The 18897-nt window shown below is 65.7% G+C and carries 14 protein-coding genes; 7 read left to right on the top strand and 7 right to left on the bottom strand.

What is annotated here, in order from left to right:
* Window positions 1-58 precede the first annotated feature (58 nt).
* The 6 genes from ACVIGB_RS06735 to ACVIGB_RS06760 all read left to right on the top strand — a co-directional run bounded on the left by ACVIGB_RS06735 (window position 59) and on the right by ACVIGB_RS06760 (window position 8677).
* Entirely contained in the window at window positions 59-805 is a 747-nt protein-coding gene (locus ACVIGB_RS06735; protein WP_456723299.1) for a hypothetical protein, read from the top strand.
* 615 nt (window positions 806-1420) lie between these two features.
* Entirely contained in the window at window positions 1421-2746 is a 1326-nt protein-coding gene (locus ACVIGB_RS06740) for an N-acetylmuramoyl-L-alanine amidase (RefSeq protein WP_456723298.1), read from the top strand.
* Window positions 2747-3044: 298 nt separating this feature from the next.
* Window positions 3045-5546 (top strand): penicillin-binding protein 1A, encoded by a 2502-nt coding sequence (locus ACVIGB_RS06745; protein ID WP_456723297.1) that lies wholly within the window; start codon window positions 3045-3047, stop codon window positions 5544-5546.
* A gap of 106 nt (window positions 5547-5652) precedes the next feature.
* A protein-coding gene (gene prfB, locus ACVIGB_RS06750; protein ID WP_143046567.1) for a peptide chain release factor 2 occupies window positions 5653-6784 on the top strand; the annotation gives its coding sequence in 2 pieces (ribosomal slippage) (window positions 5653-5721 and window positions 5723-6784; 1131 coding nt in all).
* A 3-nt stretch (window positions 6785-6787) separates the two neighbouring features.
* On the top strand, window positions 6788-7657 hold the full coding sequence (locus tag ACVIGB_RS06755) for an NAD(P)-dependent oxidoreductase (protein ID WP_456723296.1): 870 nt from the start codon (window positions 6788-6790) through the stop codon (window positions 7655-7657).
* Between the two features lie 84 nt (window positions 7658-7741).
* Window positions 7742-8677: a DMT family transporter gene (locus ACVIGB_RS06760; protein ID WP_456723295.1), complete on the top strand. Its 936-nt coding sequence runs from the start codon at window positions 7742-7744 to the stop codon at window positions 8675-8677.
* On the opposite strand, the gene ACVIGB_RS06765 is transcribed toward ACVIGB_RS06760, so the two are convergent.
* A complete protein-coding gene (locus ACVIGB_RS06765; RefSeq protein ID WP_456723294.1) occupies window positions 8637-10790 on the bottom strand; it encodes a carbamoyltransferase C-terminal domain-containing protein in 2154 nt (717 codons plus the stop codon). The genes ACVIGB_RS06760 and ACVIGB_RS06765 overlap by 41 nt on opposite strands.
* A gap of 159 nt (window positions 10791-10949) precedes the next feature.
* On the opposite strand from ACVIGB_RS06765, the gene ACVIGB_RS06770 reads away from it, so the two are divergent.
* Window positions 10950-12185 carry an ABC transporter substrate-binding protein gene (locus ACVIGB_RS06770; protein ID WP_456723293.1) on the top strand — a complete coding sequence of 412 codons (1236 nt, stop codon included), beginning with the start codon at window positions 10950-10952 and terminating at the stop codon, window positions 12183-12185.
* Window positions 12186-12555: 370 nt separating this feature from the next.
* Here the strand turns inward: ACVIGB_RS06770 and ACVIGB_RS06775 are convergent, their stop codons facing one another.
* The 6 genes from ACVIGB_RS06775 to ACVIGB_RS06800 all read right to left on the bottom strand — a co-directional run bounded on the left by ACVIGB_RS06775 (window position 12556) and on the right by ACVIGB_RS06800 (window position 18823).
* Entirely contained in the window at window positions 12556-13845 is a 1290-nt protein-coding gene (locus ACVIGB_RS06775; protein WP_456723292.1) for an O-antigen ligase family protein, read from the bottom strand.
* Between the two features lie 7 nt (window positions 13846-13852).
* Window positions 13853-15265, bottom strand: coding sequence for a glycosyltransferase family 4 protein (locus ACVIGB_RS06780; protein ID WP_456723291.1), 1413 nt, complete (start codon window positions 15263-15265; stop codon window positions 13853-13855).
* Window positions 15262-16002 carry an ABC transporter ATP-binding protein gene (locus ACVIGB_RS06785; RefSeq protein ID WP_456723290.1) on the bottom strand — a complete coding sequence of 247 codons (741 nt, stop codon included), beginning with the start codon at window positions 16000-16002 and terminating at the stop codon, window positions 15262-15264. The genes ACVIGB_RS06780 and ACVIGB_RS06785 overlap by 4 nt, the downstream gene beginning before the upstream one ends.
* Before the next feature lie 3 nt (window positions 16003-16005).
* On the bottom strand, window positions 16006-17946 hold the full coding sequence (locus ACVIGB_RS06790) for a glycosyltransferase (protein ID WP_456723289.1): 1941 nt from the start codon (window positions 17944-17946) through the stop codon (window positions 16006-16008).
* Between the two features lie 17 nt (window positions 17947-17963).
* Window positions 17964-18194 (bottom strand): hypothetical protein, encoded by a 231-nt coding sequence (locus ACVIGB_RS06795; protein ID WP_456723288.1) that lies wholly within the window; start codon window positions 18192-18194, stop codon window positions 17964-17966.
* Window positions 18195-18388: 194 nt separating this feature from the next.
* The gene (locus tag ACVIGB_RS06800; RefSeq protein WP_456723287.1) at window positions 18389-18823 is read right to left on the bottom strand and encodes a hypothetical protein; all 435 of its coding nucleotides are present in this window, start codon (window positions 18821-18823) and stop codon (window positions 18389-18391) included.
* Between the last annotated feature and the right edge of the window lie 74 nt (window positions 18824-18897).

Genomic DNA, 18897 nt, shown 5'->3' on the forward strand with positions numbered 1-18897 from the left:
CGACGGGGTCGGACGGAGCGTCGGCGGCCGGCGCCTCGCTCGTTACGGGCGCGTGGTCGTGATCGTGATCATGGTGGTCACGATCGTGATCATCGTGGCCATGATCGTCGTGACCATGGTCATGGTGATGCTCATGATCGTGATCATGGTGATGCTCATGGTCGTCGTGATGCGCATGATCATGCGCCTCATGCTCGTGACCCTCATAGGCGACCACGCCGTGCTCGTGATGCCCGGCATCATGTTCATGGTGTCCGGCATCGACGGGAAGTTCGTGAGCCTCGGCTGCCGGCAGCGCCTGCGCGTCGCCCGTACCCTCGATCACCTCGCTCTGGACGCGGTCGCCATGGCCGCGGCGGCGGGCATTGCGATGGCGCGACCGGCGGCGATGGCCGCGGTTCTCGTGCTCTTCCTCGGCCTCGCGATGGGCGCGCTCGTCGGCTTCGATCAGAGCCTGACGATCGGCGACCGGGATCTGGTAGTAGTCGGGATGGATTTCGCTGAAGGCGAGGAAGCCGTGCCGGTTGCCGCCATACTCGATGAAGGCAGCCTGCAGCGACGGCTCTACGCGCGTGACCTTGGCGAGGTAAATGTTGCCGCGCAGTTGTTTGCGCTGGGCGGTCTCGAAATCAAACTCTTCGACGCGATTGCCGCGGACCACGACGACCCGGGTTTCTTCCGGGTGGGTGGCATCGATCAACATCTTGTTGGGCATTTTGGAGCTCTTGACGGCGGCGGGCGCGGATCATGGCGCGCGCAAACTGCGCCGCCCGGTGACGCGACGGTCCACCTGATTCGGGGGTGAGGGGAAGGCCAAAACGCGTCTCGCGGCGCAGCGCCGGACGGGAACCCACCGGGATGATGCGACGGGCGAAGTTTTCACCTCGCGTCAGCGCGATCATTCGGGGGATCCTGGTCGGCAATGCAGTCTGGCGCATTAAGCGTCGGCCCGTCTAAACATGTTGGCGGCGAAAATTACCGCCGTATCTTTTGCTGAAGGCCCCGCCTGGCGCCGAAGCGCCTGCCGGCCATCGCATATCGAGGCCCCAAGGGGCCGGATAATCGGTTACGCCGTGTCTCAAACCGTCCCTCTGGCGAGGGAGTGTGTCTGGGACCGGACGCCGCTCGGGCTTGAATCCGCCTCTCCGTGTCAGCCGCGCGCGGCGCTGGCTGGGGAGGGACCGGAAAAACACGGCGGGATCTTCGACTTGGAAGGTTCCACCGTTGCACCGAGAGGCTGAACGCGACACAACCGGGAGTACTAGCCGTCAGCACTCCGTACATACGTGGATTGCCCGCCGCGTGCAAGGGAAGCGTCACGCCGCCGCAACACTCGGCTCTTTTCGCCCGCGCGTCATTAGGGTGCGATTAACCGTGTGGTTCTAATGCGGTAAGAAGCAGCTGGGAGGCTCCGAATCGAGTGGAGAACCGCGCAAAACACCTTGTTTTCTTGGGATGCGGGCTGTTGTGCGCTGCAGCATTGACGCTTGGCGTGGCCAGCGCCCCGAGCGCGGCCGAAGGACCACCGGACGGTCAGCCGGCGCCGGCCGCAAGCGCCTCCGCCGCCAGTGCGCCGAATTTCCCGGTCGCATCCGGCGCCAGGCTTGCCGGCGACGACAAGCAGACCCGTTTCATCCTCGACCTCGACCGCAAGATCGAGTTTCGCGCCTTCCCATTGGCCGATCCCTACCGTGTCGTGGTCGATATCCCGCAGGTCAATTTCCAGCTCGCTGCCGGCACCGGCTCGGCGGCGCGGGGATTGGTGAAGGCGTTCCGCTATGGCCTGGTGATGCCCGGCGGCTCCCGAATCGTGTTCGACATGACCGGCCCGGTGAAGATCGCCAATTCCTATGTGCTCGATGCCGCCAACGGCCAGCCGCCGCGGCTGGTGCTGGATTTCGAGCAGGTCGATCGCACCAGCTTCGTGCAGTCGCTCGCGCCGGAGAGCCGGCCCGAATTGAAGCCCGCGATCTCCGAAGGCAACACGGCAAGCATCCCTGCCGTCACCACGGCGGCATTGCCACCGGTCGCGACCACCGACTCGCGCCCGCTGATCGTGATCGATCCGGGGCACGGCGGCATCGACAACGGCACCCAGTCCGGCGACCAGACCGAGAAGAACCTAGTGCTGGGCTTTGGCCTCGCTTTGCGCGACCGGATCGAGAAGTCGGGCAAATACCGGGTGGTCATGACCCGGTCCGACGACACGTTCATCCCGCTCAACGACCGGGTGAAGGTCGCTCGCTCGCAATCCGCGGCGCTGTTTGTCTCGATCCACGCCGATGCCTTGCCGCGCCGCGAGGGCGACGCCCAGGGCGCCACGATCTACACGGTGTCGGACAAGGCGTCCGACGCCGAGGCCGAACGGTTGGCGGAAGCGGAGAACAAGGCCGACGCGATCGCCGGCGTGAACCTGACCGACGAGCCGACCGAGGTCGCCGACATCCTGATCGACCTCGCGCAGCGCGAGACCAAGACCTTCTCCAACCGTTTCGCCCGTCTGCTGATGGACGAGATGAAGTCCACGGTGCGGATGCACAAGCATCCGCTGAAATCGGCCGGCTTCCGGGTGCTGAAGGCGCCCGACGTGCCGTCCGTTCTGGTGGAGATCGGCTATGTCTCCAACAAGGGCGACCTCGAGCATCTGGTCTCCGAGAACTGGCGCAACAAGGCGGTCGGATCGATGGTCCAGGCGATCGACACGTTCTTCTCCAAACGGCTGGCAACCGCCGGACCGGCAAAGTGAAATTGGCCGCCTGAAAAGCCGGGGCCGTTGCCCGGAAGCCCTAGTTTGGCCACAGCGGCGACGTTATAGACAAAGGACCGCGGGTCCGCAGAATCGACCATATTGTCCGGCGGCTCTTGTATATTCGCGTGCGCAAGGCGGCTCGCTGGGCCAAGGCTTTCTCGCTGGGCCAAGGCTTTGATGTAAAGGCCTCGATGCAAAGGCCTCGCTATGTGAGCCTTCGTTGTGTGAGGCTTCGCACTTTTGGACAGGCGCTTCTGACGATTGAGCGCCGGAGGGTAGGAACGGAACGTCGAGAATGCGCCTGCTCGTGCGGTTCATGGGTTTCTTGTTCGCCGCCGGAACCGTCGTGTTCCTGGTCGGTGTCGCCGCCGTCGCTGGCGCCATCTGGCATTTCTCCAAGGATCTGCCCGACTACTCGCAGCTCCAGGACTACGAGCCGCCGGTGATGACCCGCGTGCATGCTGCCGACGGCGCGCTGCTCGGCGAATACTCCAAGGAGCGCCGGCTTTATCTGCCGATCCAGGCCGTGCCGAAGCTCGTGATCAACGCGTTCCTCGCCGCCGAAGACAAGAACTTCTACGAGCACGGCGGCATCGACTATCAGGGCATGGCGCGTGCTGCGATCGTCTACGCGCAGAACTACGGCTCCAACCGCCGCCCGCAGGGTGCCTCGACCATCACCCAGCAGGTCGCCAAGAACTTCCTGCTGACGAACGAGGTCTCGTTCGCGCGCAAGATCAAGGAAGCCTTGCTGGCGATGCGCATCGAGCGCGCCTATTCCAAGGACCGCATCCTCGGGCTCTACCTCAACGAAATCTATCTCGGGCTCGGCGCCTACGGCATCGCGGCGGCGTCGCTGGTTTATTTCGACAAGTCGGTCAACGAGCTGACGATCGCGGAAGCGTCCTATCTCGCCTCGCTGCCAAAGGCGCCGGCCGCGCTGCATCCGGTCCGCAACCGTGACCGCGCGATCGAGCGCCGCAACTATGTGATCGACCGCCTGCTGGAGAACGGCTGGATCAAGCAGGCCGACGCCGACAAGGCGCGCAAGGACCCGCTCAACGTCACCAGCCGCTCGAACGGCGCGCACATCTTCGCCGGCGAATATTTTGCCGAGGAAGTCCGCCGCGACATCTTCGAGCGCTATGGCGAAAAGAAGCTCTATGAGGGCGGCCTGTCGGTGCGCACCACGCTGGATCCCAAGATCCAGGTGATGGCGCGCAAGACCATGGTCGCCGGCCTCGTCAATTACGATGAGGCGCAGGGCTGGCGCGGGGCGCTGCACAAGCTCGACGTCTCCGGCGACTGGGGCGTCAAGCTTGCCGACGTCAAATCGCTCTCCGACATCTCGCCGTGGCGGATGGCGGTGGTGCTGGAGACCGGTGATCAGTCGGCGCGGATCGGCTTCCAGCCCGGCCGCGAGCTCGGCGGCGCGGTCAGCAAGGAGCGGCAGACCGGCATCATCACGATGGACGGCGTGCGCTGGGCCAGGACCAAGGGCAAGGCGCCGACGGCGGTCTCGCAGGTGCTGCAGCCCGGCGACGTGATCTATGCCGACCCGCTGGTGACCAAGGACGGCAGCGCCGTCGAAGGCCAGTATCGCCTGCGGCAGTTGCCTGAGGTCTCCGGCGCCATGGTGGCGATGGATCCGTGGACCGGCCGCGTGCTCGCGATGGTCGGTGGCTTCTCGTTCGACCAGAGCCAGTTCAACCGCGCGACGCAGGCCTATCGGCAGCCCGGATCGTCGTTCAAGCCGATCGTGTACTCGTCGGCGCTGGACAACGGCTATACGCCGTCGACCACGGTGATCGACGCGCCGATCGAGATCGATCAGGGGCAGGGCGCCGGCGTGTGGCGTCCGGAGAACTATTCGACCGGCAAGTATTACGGCCCGACCACGCTGCGCAACGCGCTGCAGCGCTCGCTCAACACCGTGACGGTGCGGCTCGCGCAGGACATCGGCATGCCCTTGGTCGGCGAATATGCAAAACGCTTCGGCGTCTATGACGAATTGCCGAACTATCTGTCGTATGCGCTGGGTGCCGGCGAAACGACCGTCATGCGCATGGTAACGGCCTATTCGATGTTCGCCAATGGCGGCCGTCGTGTGAAGCCGACGCTGATCGATCGCATCCAGGACCGCTACGGCCATACCATCTTCAAGCACGACACCCGCGAATGCCGCGGCTGCGACGCGCCCGGCGGCTGGAAGAGCCAGTCGGAGCCGCAGCTCGTCGACCGCCGCGAGCAGGTGCTCGATCCGATGACCGCCTACCAGATCACCGAGATGATGGAAGGCGTGGTCCAGCGCGGCACCGCGACCGTCGTCAAGGAGGTCGGCAAGCCGATCGCCGGCAAGACCGGCACCACCAACGACGAGAAGGACGTCTGGTTCGTCGGTTTCTCGCCGGATCTCGCGGTCGGCGTCTATATGGGTTACGACAAGCCGCGCAATCTCGGCCGTACCGCCACCGGCGGTCACGTGGCCGCGCCGATCGCCCGCGACTTCCTCAAGCTTGCGCTCGCCGACAAGCCGCCGACCCCGTTCAAGGTCCCGGCCGGCATCAAGCTGATCCGCGTCGACGCCAAGACCGGCATGCGCGCCGGCCCGGGCGATAGCGGCAACACCATCCTCGAAGCCTTCAAGCCGGGCACCGCGCCGCCGGACAACTATTCGGTCATCGGTGTCGCCGACGCCGATGGCCGCGGTCCTGCGCCCGGCCCGCAGCCGTCGCAGAGTGGCGGCCAGTCGGACGGCGGCTTCTTCATGCGGCCGGGAACCGGGGGGCTGTACTAGCGGTTGGCCGATCCAAATCGCCGGGATAGCGTGGCCAAGCCGATTGCGCTTTGCCGCGCCGGTCGCTACATCCCCGGCAAGCTTTTTCACCAACACCTGAAAGACCATGCGCGCGGAAATCGAACGCCTTGTTGAAGAGATCAAGCAGTCAGTCGGGCTGCTGAGGAGGCATCTTTGACGTCGAACAATCGACGGCACGCCTCGCTGAGCTGAACAAGCTCGCTGAAGACCCCAATCTCTGGAACGATCCCCAGAAGGCCCAGCGGCTGATGCAGGAGCGCACCTCGCTGGAGGACGCGCTCTCGGGCATCGGCAAGGTCGAGCGCGAGCTCGAGGACAATATCGGCATGATCGAGCTCGGCGAGGCCGAGAACGATGCGGCCGTGGTCGCCGAGGCCGAGAAAGCGCTCAAGGACCTCAAGAAGGAAGTCGCCCGGCGCGAACTGGAAGCGCTGCTCTCGGGCGAGGCCGACAAGTTCGATTCCTATCTCGAAGTCCATGCCGGCGCCGGCGGCACCGAGAGCCAGGACTGGGCGCAGATGCTGCTGCGCATGTACACGCGCTGGGCGGAGAAGCACGGCTTCAAGATCGAGTTCCTCGAGGAGTCCCAGGGCGAAGAGGCTGGTATCAAGTCCGCCACCATCCAGATCTCCGGCCACAATGCCTATGGCTGGCTGAAGACCGAGGCCGGCGTGCATCGCCTGGTGCGCATCTCGCCATTCGATTCCAACGCGCGGCGGCACACTTCGTTTTCGTCGGTGCAAATTTTCCCGGTGATCGACGATAGCATCAAGATCGAGATCAAGGAGGCGGATGTCCGCACCGACACGATGCGATCGGGCGGCGCCGGCGGTCAGCACGTCAACAAGACCGAGTCGGCGGTGCGCCTGACGCATATCCCGACGGGCATCGCGGTGGTCTGCCAGGCCGGCCGCTCCCAGCACAAGAACCGGGCGCAGGCCTGGGACATGCTGCGCGCGCGGCTTTACGAGATGGAGCTGAAGAAGCGCGAGGAGCAGGCCGCCGCCGATCAGGCCGCCAAGACCGAGATCGGCTGGGGTCACCAGATCCGCTCCTATGTGCTGCAGCCCTACCAGATGGTGAAGGATTTGCGCACTGGTGTGCAGACCTCCGACACCTCGGGGGTGCTCGACGGTGACCTCGATGAGTTCATGGCGGCGACCTTGGCGCAGCGTGCCTTCGGCACCGGGCCCGGCTCCGTCGAGGATGTGGATTAGCCCATGCCGCGCGTCGCTTTCATCGGACTGGGACGCATGGGCCACGGCATGGCCGGCCGTTACCTCGATGCCGGCTTCACCGTCGCGGTGTGGAACCGGAGCAAGGCCAAGGCCGAGGATTTGATCGCGCGCGGCGCGCTGTGGGCGACCTCGCCGGAGGACGCCGCAATCGATGCCGATGCCGTCGTGACCATGGTCGCTGACGACGAAGCGTCGCGCGCGGTCTGGCTGACCCGGGACGGCGCCGCCGCCACCATGAAGGCCGGCACGCTCGCGATCGAATGCTCCACGGTTTCGTATCAGCACACGCTGGATATGGCGCGCGAGCTCGACAGCCGCGGCCTGATCTACATCGATTGTCCGGTCACCGGGCTCCCCGAGGCGGCGGCCGCGGGCAAGCTGACGCTGCTGGTGGGCGCCGATGCCGCTGATCTCGAGAAGGCACGGCCGTTCCTCGCGCCGATCGGCAGCACGATCCGCCATTTCGGTGCGGTCGGTACCGGCACGGTGTTCAAGCTGATCAACAATCTGATCGGCGCGGTGCAGATCGCAAGCCTCGCCGAGGGTGTTGCGATCGCCGAGCAGGCCGGCCTCGACATGCAATTGGTGGCCGAGGCGCTGGCGACCGGCGCGATCGCGAGCCCGCAGATCATCCGCCACAGCAAGCGGATGATCGATCGCAACTTCACCGGCGCGTCCTTCACGGCGGCGCTGCGCCACAAGGATGCCGACTACGCCATGCGGCTTGCCGAGACGCTGCTGCCCGGCGTGCCCGTGAGCCGCGCCGCGCTCACCGCCTACGACAAGGCCAAGGCCCACGCGCCCGACGGCGACGAAGGCCAGATGATCGAGATCGTGTCGCGGCCGAAATAGGCAGAGCCGCCATTCACGGAAATCGGGTGGCCAGCGCCGCCGCGCCCGGCTAGGCATCTGCGCCAGCGCAGATGAGTGCCCGCCATGCCTTCCGCCGACAACAGGATCGATCGCCGCGACTGGGGGCTGCTTGGCTTTCTGTCGGTGCTGTGGGGCGGCTCGTTCTTCTTCAATGGCGTCATCCTGCGCGAATTGCCGCCGCTGACGCTGGTGCTGCTGCGCGTCGTGCTCGGCGCGCTCATCCTGCTGCCGTTGCTGCGCGCGCGGAAGATCGAATTCCCGCGTGGCCTGGCCGGCTGGGCGCCGTTTGCCGCGATGGGGCTGTTCAACAACGCGCTGCCGTTCTCGCTGATCGTGTTCGGCCAGACCTATATCCCGAGCGGGCTGGCCTCGATTCTCAATGCAACGACGCCGCTGTTTGCGGTGGTCGTGATGGCGGTAGCCGGTGAGGAGCGGCTGCAGGCGCGCCGCGTGGCGGGCGTGGTGGTAGGGCTGATCGGGGTCGCGATCCTGCATGGTGATGCGCTCGGCTTCGAGAGCAGGCAGGGCATCGGCATCCTGCTGTGCCTCGCCGGCGCCTTCAGCTACGGCATCGCGGCGCTGGTCGGGCGGCGGCTGCCACAGCGCGTGCCGCCTTTGGGCACGGCGACGTTCCAGATGATGGCCTCCAGCGTGATGATGGCTGTCGTCGCCGGTGCGGCCGAGCGACCCTGGCTGTTGCCGATGCCGCATCCGACCACGTGGCTCGCCGTGCTCGGGCTCGCGGCGCTGTCGACGGCGCTGGCCTATATCGTGTTCTTTCAGATCCTGCAGCGCTCCGGCGCGACCAATGTGATGCTGGTGACGCTGCTGCTTCCGGTCACCGCGATGCTGCTCGGATATCTCGTGCTCGGCGAGCCGGTCGCGCCGCGCGAGGTGATCGGCGCGCTCGTGATCGCCAGCGCGCTGCTCCTGATCGACGGGCGCGTCTTGACCTGGTTCAGCCGCGCGCCTGTTTCCACGCCGCATACCAGCCGGTGAAGCGGCCGCTGTCGCGCTCGCCGCCGTGCCAGGCGGCATAGGCGGTGCCGTCGTCGGCGACCAGCACCACGGCATCGAGCCCGTTGGAGCGGCGCAGCGTGTCCATCGCCTGCGCCGGTGTCTGCGCAATCGGGCCCGCGACATTGAACGACGTGTTGACCGACATCTCGACGCCGATATGGCGGCCGAGCGCCTTCAGATAGGCGTAGGTGAGGGGATCGTCGGCCTCGCGCACGATCTGGATGCGGCCGGTGCCGTCGGCATGCACCACGGCGGGAATCTTCGCGCGCGCCTCCGGCTTCGAATGCGCCGTGAGCACCATGTAATTGTAGGCGTTGTAGTCGTCGTCGGACGCGCCGTCTTCCAGCTCGAAATAGTCGCACGCGGCCTGCAGCGTCGCCATCGGCGCCAGCGGCCGGATCGCCTCGCGATATTTGACGCGCTCGTTGAGCCGCTCGCGCACCTCGGGATCGCAGGGATTGGCGAGGATCGAGCGATGGCCGAGCGCACGCGGCCCGGTCTCGGCCGCGCCCTGATAGATCGCGATCACGCCGCCTTGCGCCACCATGGAAGCCATCAGATCGGCAACCGCATCGCGCCCTTCTGATGTCGCGACATTGCCGATCTCGGTCGAGGCGACGTCGTCGGCGCGCAGCGCCGTGGTGATGTCGGCGTTCGAGGGCGGCAGGCCGCAATAGAAGGCGTGCGACAGCGGCGCACCGCGCGCGGCGCCCGCCATGTGCGCGAACAGCCAGGCCGCGCCGATCGGCACGCCGGGATCGCCGGGCACCGGCGGCACCCACATATGCAGCCGCGTCTTGCGCTGCTGCACGCGTTCGAACCAGGCCTCGTCAAAATGCTCGAGCAGCCGCATGTTGCCGAGCGCGTTCAGCGCCACGCCGCCGGTCAGCACCAGGCGGTCGGTGCCGGTGATGCGCAGGAGATGATCGATGACATGGATCATCGCGTCCTCGAACACCAGTTGCGTGGCGGCCGCCTTGTCGACTCGGTCCTTGGTGTCGGGGCGATGATTGATGTCCTCGACGCGCAGCACGGCGTCGGGATTCCAGAGCTGGTCGGGCCGCAGCGGCGGGCCGAGAATATCGATCAGCGGTTGATGATAGGGATTATCGGCGGGGTCGGCGTACCAATTGGCCATCGCGCGATTGAGCTGCACGCTGCCATTGCGCCCGAGTTGTAGCACCGCCTTCAGGCGTTGATAGTAGGGATTGGTGGCGCGGCTCATGTCGCCCCAGGCGGCGGCGCCCATGTAGCGGCCCTCGCTGGAGAGCCAGGTCCAGCCGCCCTGGCTCGACGAGATCACGGTGTAGAAGGCGCCGAGCGAGTCGAACAGGCTCTCATTGCAATAGAGCCGCTTCATCTCGCCGTTCTCGGCGACATAGAGCGAAATCGAGCCGACGTCGCCGGTGCCGTCGAGCACCGCGATCGCGACACGCTCGCGCACATCGGCGAACGGCGATGCGGTGAACGAGTACCAGGCGTGATTGTCATGATGCGGCATGCAGATCAGCGGCAGCTGTTCGCCAAGCCCGTACATCTTGCCGAGCCTGCGCGCGATGCGCCGCACCTGGTCCATCTGGCGCAGGTTGATCGCCGGCGCGATCGGCGCGCGCAGCAATTTGATGCTGGCCGGCGCTTCCTCCAGCGAGGTGCGGATCAGCATCGCCAGCAGCGCCGGATAGTCCCAGGTGGTGACGAAGGCCGCGATGTCGCCGACGTCGCGGCCCATCCGTTGCAACACCTTGCGCATGTCGTCGAGCGCGTGTTGCGGAAACTCGTTGGTGTGTTTGTTTCCGGAAAAGCGCTCTTCCTCGTTGTTGACGATCAGGCGCGGTCCGTCCTTCTGGGTGACCTCGACCAGCGCGACGCCGGTGTTGTGGGTGCCGGGGCAGGCGAGGCCGGCGATGTAGACGGTCTCGCCGCGCTGCAGCCTTTCGCGGATCGAGGCGATCGTGCGCTGCGCGAACTCGCCGTTGGCCTTGTGCAGGCCACGCTTCGCCAACGCACGTTCGCTGAGGCGGCGCGTGATCTCATAGCCCGCGGCCGCAATACGCGGATGCCGCGGACCGGTACGAATGTCCGGTTTGCGCAATCAGAACGCCTCGACTCGTGATCCCCAGATCGACTTCAATCATAGTTAGCGCCAGGCAACAATGCCGTTTCGCCCAACGGAAAAACCCAGCGCTTGCCAGCACATGCGTCTCTTGCGAGACTTGCCGTCAAAACCACGACAAAAATCGGGGAGAAAACGATGCCGGCTCGTTCTGGATATATTGGCGCGATCGTGGCCTTCGCAAGTGCCGCATTGATCACGACGTCGGCCACCGCGCAGAAGAAATACGATCCCGGCGCAAGTGATGGCGAAATCAAGATCGGCAACATCATGCCGTATAGCGGCCCGGCGTCGTCCTACGGCGTGATCGGCAAGACCGAGGCCGCGTTCTTCAAGATGATCAACGAGCAGGGCGGCATCAATGGCCGCAAGATCAACTTCATCAGCTACGACGATGCCTATTCGCCGCCGAAGGCGATCGAGCAAGCGCGCAAGCTGGTCGAGAGCGACGAGGTGCTGCTGATCTTCCAGGCACTCGGCACGCCGTCGAATTCGGCAATCATGAAATACATGAATGCCAAGAAGGTGCCGCAATTGTTCGTCGCCTCCGGCGGCACGAAATTCGGCGACCCCAAGAACTTCCCGTGGACGATGGGCTTTCAGCCCAACTACCAGAGCGAGGGGCGCATCTATGCGAAATACATTCGCGACAAATTCCCCGACAGCAAGATCGCGGTGTTCTGGCAGAATGACGACGCCGGCAAGGATCAGTTCAAGGGCCTGAAGGACGGGCTCGGCGACAAGGCGGGCATGATCATCGCCGACAAGTCCTACGAGGTCTCCGATCCCTCGATCGATTCGCAGATCGTCGCGCTGCACGATTCCGGCGCCGACATCTTCTTCTCCTGGGCGGCGCCGAAGGGATCGGCGCAGGCGATCCGGAAGGTGGGCGAGCTCGGCTGGAAGCCAAAGTTCTTCCTCGCCAACACCGCGACCACGGTCGCCTCGGTGCTGAAGCCGGCGGGGCTCGAATATGCCAAGGGCATCATCTCGACCCAATACCTGAAGGATCCGACCGACCCAACTTGGGACAAGGACCCCGCGGTCGTGAAGTGGCGCGGCTTTATGGACAAATACTATCCTGAGGGGGACAAGGCCAATTTCAACAACGTCTATGGCTATGTGCAGTCGGAGGCCATGGTGCAGGTGCTGAAGCAATGCGGCGACAATCTCACGCGCGAGAACGTCATGAAGCAGGCCGCCAATTTGAAGAACTTCCACTCGGACCTGATGCTGCCGGGCATCATGGTCAACACCTCGCCCGACGACTACTACCCGATCGAGCAGATGCAATTGATGCGGTTCAACGGCGAGGCCTGGGAGCTGTTCGGCGACGTCATCACGGGTGAGGTCGGGCACGACGCGACGAGGTAGGCGGTTGCTGGTCATGAAGGCGTTGCCGGTGCAGCAAACGCTGTTGTCGTCCTGGCGAAAACCAGGACCCATAACCACCGCATGTGATTGCGAGAGGGATTGGGGCCGTAGCGTCGCGGAGCAATGACCATTTGGGGTGATGGGTCCTGGCTTTCGCCAGGACGACACTGAGTGTGTGGCGCGGGCTACATCCCGATCGTCGTCCCTGCGAAAGCAGGGACCCATAACCACATCGGCGTGTTGTTGAAGAGGGCTGTGGCTCCAGCGTCGCGCAACAATCATCTTCGGTGGTTATGGGTCCCGGCCTGCGCCGGGACGACAACTGAGTTTGTTGCACCACTTGTGAGTCACGCATCCACGGCGTGCTCCACTATCGGCCAGGAGCTTCTCCGGGGCGCCGGGCGCGCAGCGCCATGCCGCCGGCGACGCCGACGCCGATCACGTAGAGCCAGCCCTCGTGAAAATCGGACAGGTGCGAATTCAGCAGCGAGCTCGTGATGTTCTGCACGACGACGGCGAGCCCGGTCCAGGTCACGAGATCGCGGCCGGCGAACAGCCTGACATGGCTGATCCACATCGCGTACAGCAGCAGGGTGCCGATCAGCCCCCACTGGATCGCGACACTGAAGGTCTGGTTGTGCGGGTTGTTGATCACCTCGGCGTCTAGGCCGGTTTGTCCTGTCGCATCCAGCGTGAACATATGCTTGATCGCGCCGGTGCCGTGTCCGATTAGCGGCGCCTCGGTGATGAATTTGACCGACTTCCGCCAATAGGTCAGGCGCTGCGCGGTGGAGGCGATCCCGGACGTATCGTGCGCGCGATACTCGATGCCGACATCGGCGATGCGTTGGCGCAGATAGGGTGACGTCGTCCACACCAGCAGGCTCGCCAGCGCGACACCGACGAACAGCAGCCGCGTGGCGCGGCGGGACAAATGCAGCGAGGCGAACAGGACCAGCAAGACCGGCATGGTGACCAGCGCGGTCCGCGCCGAGACGACGTAGAGCATGTTGACGACGAACAGCAGGATCAGCGCGATGGCGCCGGCTGCGATGCGCCACTGCCGGGCCCGCAGCGCCGTCGACGTCGGCAGGATCAGCGCGAAGGCGCACAGCGCGAATTCCTGGCTCTGGTCGAGGTAGTTCTTGACCGGCACGCCGTCGGAGGCGGTGTGCGCGAGCTTGAGCTGCGGCAGCGCCAGCACAATCCAGGACAGGATCATCAGCAGTGTGCACGACACCAGGAAAGCTGAGAATACCCAGAGCCCGCGCTGCGAGCGCTGGAAGTAGCCGAGCAGGAACGGCAGCAGCAGCAGCTTGCCGAGGGGCTTGATGCCTTGCAGCCGCTCGGTCCAGCCGGTCTCCGACCATGCCACGCCGAGCACCGCGAGCGCGACCAGCGCGACCGGCAATGCAAAGGCCGGCTTCGCGAGGTCAAGGATGAACTGCTCCCAGTCGATGGTCGGGATCACGGCGACAAGCCACAACAGCATGAAGACGGCAAGCGCGGTCGTCGACCATGGCAGCGAAGCGGCGGCCAGCACCATCAGGATGTCGGTCGTGCGGACATAGGCGATTGAGCCGGACCAGGCACGGACGCGGTCGCGCCACCGCATTGCGGGCTCGACGGCGCCGTCGGGTGTGTGGGAACCGGTGGTCATGATCGGCTTACACGGTGGCGCCGTTGAATGCGGCGATCGTAACAGACGGCGCCGACACGGCGGCCACGGCTTCCGCGACGACCTGATGCGACAGCAGGTCGCGCGCCTGGGTGTGGTGGCCGAAGCGCTCGGCAAGCTCGGTCCGGCGCGCCCGGATCTTGTTCCGCCATTGCTCCTGCTCTGCCAGAACCCGCGTCACCGAGGCGCCGATCGCCTCGATCGAGAACGGGTCGAAGTAATCGGCGAGCTCACCCGCGACCTCGCGGAACACGGCGATGTCCGAGCACAGCACCGGCGTGTTGGCGGCCAGCGCCTCGATGATCGGCACGCCGAAGCCTTCGGCGAGGCTCGGCATGATCAGGCCATGGGAATCGGCAATCAGCGCGGCCTTCTCGTGCTCCTCGACATAGCCGGAAAAGCGGACGTTGGGCGGTGCATTGCGAGTCAGGCTGGGCGCGCCGGTGTAGCCGATCACGACGAGGTCGGCCTGGGGCAGCTTGCGGAAGGCGCGGATGACAGCGGCGAGGTTCTTGCGCGGCTCGGCGGAGACGATCACGACGAAGTACGGCCGTCCGCTCGGCGCAGCCGCCGAAAGCGCCGGTGCATCGAACCTGGTGCGGGGATAGACCACCCGCGCCGGCAAATGCGCGAACTGCGGAAGCAAGGCGCGGAACCGGCCCAGGCTGTAATGCGAGACGAAGGCGAGCTCGTCGGCCTGCTGCAGGCTGGTGAACAGGCGCGACAGGAACAGCCGCGTTGCGACGTCGCTGAGCTTGAGGTCGGTCAGCGGCAACAGGTCGTGCACGACGCAGATCACCTTGGCGCCGCGCTTGCGCTGGATCGCGACCCGCGTCGGCGTGTCGACCAGGATGACGTCATAGCCGCGCGCATCGACCCGCGGCGGCGGCAGCCGCAGCAGCGCCGAGGTGTCCTGATAGCTGTAGAAGCCGGGTTCGAGCAGGAAGTCGCCGAACAGCCTGAGATGGCGCAGGTCGGTCGGGATGTATTCAAGGCCGTCGGCATGGTTGTCGATCAGGCTGACGCCGGCCGGCAGCAAATGGACCGCGCGCAGGAAACTGACCGCGAATTCCAGCGAGGTCGCGGCGCGGAGCTTGCTGCGGAACCAGTCGACGGTGCGGCGCAGGCCGCCGCTGCTGCGCATCACAGGCGCATTCATGTCGGCTTCGTCGAGGAAGCGATAGAGCGCGAGCAACTCGATCAGCCGCGAGCCGTCGGGCAGCAGCCTTGTGCGCTGCTGGCGCTGGCGCAGCTTGCGATAGCGGCGGGTGGTCTCGACCAGCAGGGTCAGCTCGTGGCCGTCGCCGGCCAGCGAGCGGATCAATTCACGCGTGAAATGAAAGATGCCGCGCTTGTGGTTGGGTTCGCCGAGCGCCTCGCTGACGACCAGGATCTTTGTCATGCGGTTATTTCTCTGAGCTCGAGGTGATGCGGGACGGGCGGATCCAGCGCAACGGTGCTGGTGATGCGGCCGTGATCGAGATTGATGATACGGTTGCAGGTCCGGCGCAGCAGCCCCTGGTCGTGCGAGGCGATGATCACGATCGCCGCGGCCTCGACCATCTTGCGCAGCCGCTGCTCGGCCTTGGCCGAGAAGTTCTCGTCGACCACGCTGAGCCATTCGTCGAGCAGCAGGATGTCGGCGGGAAAGGCGGTCGCGGTCGCGAACAGCACGCGCATCAGCATGCCCGACGAGAACATGCGCAGCGGCAGCCGCTGCATGCGCGCCTCCAGCTCCGTGAACGCCCAGATCTCGTCCAGGATCGCCGGCGTCGGCTTGCGGCCTGAGATCCGCAGCAGCAGGTTGATATTGTCGGCGGCGACGAAATCGAGATTGACGCCGGCGCCGAGGCCAAGCAGCGGCACGATATTGCCTGATATCTCGACCTCGCCGCTGGTTGCCGGAAACACGCCGGCGATCAGCCGCAGCAGGGTGGACTTGCCGGAGCCGTTCGGGCCGGCGAGGCCGATGCGGGCGCCGGCCTTCGCCTCGATCGAGATGTTGTCGATTGCGCGGATGGTGCGCATCTCGCTTGTCTGGCGGAACAGGCGGCCGAGCAGGCGGCGCTTCAGCGAAAAGTCGTAGGCGCCGTACAGCGGATAATCGAGGCAGACGTCGCGGAGGTCGATGCTTGCCATGTCCTAGATCCAGAATGCCGCTTTGCGCAATTGAGCGACCGTCACGGTCGCGGCGACCGTGAGCGCAGCAAGGCAAGCCAGCACGTAGATCACGCTCGGTATCGCGACATGGCCCGATGCCAGCGGGTCGCGCCAGACCGCGAACAGATGCGTCAGCGGATTGAGCCGCATCACCGTGGAGCCGCGATCGATCATCTCAGGCGTCCAGATGATCGGCGAAGCCAGGAAGGCAAGCGTCAGCGAGGACTCGATGATCGGCTTGATGTCACGGTAGCGCGTCGCCAGCGCGCCGAGCACGAGGCTGGCGCCGAGCGTGCAGATGACGAACAGGACGAGACCGGGCAGGGCGGCGATCGCACCGCCGACATCCCTCGGCGTCAGCACGAGCCACAGGATCAGCGGCACGACCGCGTTGTGGGCCGCGAACAGCGCCTGTCGGAAGGTACATTGCAGCAAGAAGATCACCGGTGGCAGCGCGCGATCCTTGATCAGGCTGGCCGAGCCCTGCAGCGCGGTGGTGGCGTCGAGCACCACGCTGTTGAGGAAGGTCCAGGCGGTCAGGCTCGCCGCCAGCATCGGCAGCCGCGCCACCGCGCTGGCGTTGGAGAGATGGCCGATGACCGAGCCGAGCACGGCCACCATGATCGCCATCTGGATCGACATCCAGAAGGGTCCAAGGAGGGAGCGGACGTAGCGATGGCGGACGTCTGACCAGGCCAGCGCTGCCGCGATCTGGATCGCGCCGACGAGACCGGCCGTTCGGGGGCGCGGGGCTGGGGCTGACGACCCTGCGTCCTTTGCGGCTGCCTCTGCGGCAACGACCTTGCGGTACACCGTCTCTACTCCCTCCTTGAAGGCTGTGGTTGAGTATTTCGTGATCGCGCGATGGTGCGCGGCCTGGCCCATGCGGCGGCGACGCTCGGGATCGTTGATCAGCGTCTCGATGGCGTCGGCGAGGGCTGTGGGATCGCCGGGCGGCACGGTGATGGCCTCGAGGCCGTCGCGGGCGACATGCGGAACGCCGGTGTCGAGCGCGGTGTTGACGATCGGACGGCTCGCCGCCATCGCCTCGAGCTGGGCCAACCCGAAGGTCTCCGCATTGGTCACCGACGGCATCACGAAGACGTCGGCGATGCGCATCAGCTTGACGCGTTCGTTCTCGGACACCGAGCCGAGCAGGCGGACGCGGTCCTGCAAGCCGTAGTCGCGGATCAGCTGCTCGAGATTGCCGCGCTCGCGGCCCTCGCCGACGATCCAGACCTCGAAATTGCGGGCATGGGCGGCGCGCACCAGCACGTCGAAACCCTTGTAGCGCACCAGCCGGCCGCAGGCGAGCACGAGGCGGCCGCGGGGGTTGACGTCGTCGGATTGCGCGGCATGCCGGTCATACTTCTCGACATCGACGCCGAACGGAACGGCGTGGCACTTGTCGGAAAATTCCTGCAGCAGCGGCGTGGTTTCGATCAGCACCGGATCGGAGACGATGATCGCGGCGGCACGCCGCAAGGTCTGCCGCATCATCGGCTCGACCAGGAAGCGCAACGCGGCGTGCGAGACGATGTCGGCGTGCCAGTGCACGACCAGCGGACGCGCGCGGCCGAACCCGAATGCGAACACGAGGTCGGCGAGCGGGAAGGGCGCGTGCAGCGCCAGCAGATCGTGCTCGGCGATGCGGCGCCACAGCCGCCACGGATAGGTCGGCGCCGCCGGCAGCGACAGCACGTCGCCGAACGAGTGCACGCGCTCGACGGCAACGTCATTGACCACGATCTGCGGCTCGCCTCCGGAGCGCGAGCAGACCAGCACGGCGGCGTCGAACGTGCCCTTCAGGGAGGCGCAGATGTCGCGGATCACGGTCAGCGTGCCGCCGAACAAATCGGGGTAGTAGACCTTGAAGATGTGGAGCACCGACGGACGCCGGGCCGGCGCGTTGAGACCAATCATGGGCGGCTCGATCCGGATCATGCGACGAACAGGGCGACGACGAACGGCAGCGCCAGCGCGGCGGCGAACACCAGCGAGCGCAGCAGCGCAGGAAACACCGGCTCGATCGGGCCGCAAGGCGCCTGCGGCGTGAAGCAGAAGGCCGCCTGTGGCTTGAAACGGAGTGTGGTGGCGGCGAACCGACCGGGTTCGCAAGACGAACCGAGTTCGTAAGACGAACCGGGTTCGTGGGCCGAACGAAGAGTCATTGCGTCGATTCCCTGCTGAATGGATTCTGGATACGTGGGAAAAATTCACACGTCAATGACGTTGGACTAAAATGTGGGATTATGTCCCACATGTGGCGATGGACAACTTTTTTGAGAAGAGACATCGGAGCGCATGGCGGCGCGATCGCGCCGTGACGGCGCGCGGCGAGCTGGTCGGGAATGCTAGCGAGATATCAGGCCGGCTCGGCGGTGCTGCCGGCCACGGATGACTGCAACTGGCGGCGGATGGCGGGGATGTCGAATTGGATCCGCTCGGGCAGCATCGCGGCTGCGGGCCGCTGCAGATCCTGCTCGATGACGACGCGTTTGCCGCCATCCGATGTCAGTGCGATCGAGATCGAGTTCGCGCGCGGCTCGGCGGTGAGGCCGGCATGCGCGCGGCTGGCATATTCGCCGGCGCGCAGGCCGCCGAAACCGAAGGCGAGCAGGCGGCCATAGATGTACAGCGCCAGCAGATCGGTTTCGCCGAAGCGGCGCGGCGAGCCGGGCGCCACACCCGGCAGACAGGGATAGCCGCCTGCCATCACCGTCGACACGAACTCCTCGTAGGGAACCTGGGCGATCCGGCAGGCTTCCGCGATCGCAAGGTCGAATCGGGCAGGCGTCATGGAGCGGTCCGTGGCGATGGCGGCAGTGCCTCCGCACCCTGACACTCACGCCGGCAAGCGCGCGTCGTGTCCGG

The organism is Bradyrhizobium sp. USDA 4341 (genome assembly GCF_054063755.1).

Excerpts from the sequence above, each read along its gene's own strand:
- ACVIGB_RS06745 (WP_456723297.1), top strand. The coding sequence starts at position 3,045 with ATGCGCCTGCTCGTGCGGTTCATGGGTTTCTTGTTCGCCGCCGGAACC.
- ACVIGB_RS06755 (WP_456723296.1), top strand. The coding sequence starts at position 6,788 with ATGCCGCGCGTCGCTTTCATCGGACTGGGACGCATGGGCCACGGCATG.
- ACVIGB_RS06760 (WP_456723295.1), top strand. The coding sequence starts at position 7,742 with ATGCCTTCCGCCGACAACAGGATCGATCGCCGCGACTGGGGGCTGCTT.
- ACVIGB_RS06770 (WP_456723293.1), top strand. The coding sequence starts at position 10,950 with ATGCCGGCTCGTTCTGGATATATTGGCGCGATCGTGGCCTTCGCAAGT.
- ACVIGB_RS06775 (WP_456723292.1), bottom strand. The coding sequence starts at position 13,845 with ATGACCACCGGTTCCCACACACCCGACGGCGCCGTCGAGCCCGCAATG.
- ACVIGB_RS06780 (WP_456723291.1), bottom strand. The coding sequence starts at position 15,265 with ATGACAAAGATCCTGGTCGTCAGCGAGGCGCTCGGCGAACCCAACCAC.
- ACVIGB_RS06785 (WP_456723290.1), bottom strand. The coding sequence starts at position 16,002 with ATGGCAAGCATCGACCTCCGCGACGTCTGCCTCGATTATCCGCTGTAC.
- ACVIGB_RS06790 (WP_456723289.1), bottom strand. The coding sequence starts at position 17,946 with ATGATTGGTCTCAACGCGCCGGCCCGGCGTCCGTCGGTGCTCCACATC.
- ACVIGB_RS06795 (WP_456723288.1), bottom strand. The coding sequence starts at position 18,194 with ATGACTCTTCGTTCGGCCCACGAACCCGGTTCGTCTTACGAACTCGGT.
- ACVIGB_RS06800 (WP_456723287.1), bottom strand. The coding sequence starts at position 18,823 with ATGACGCCTGCCCGATTCGACCTTGCGATCGCGGAAGCCTGCCGGATC.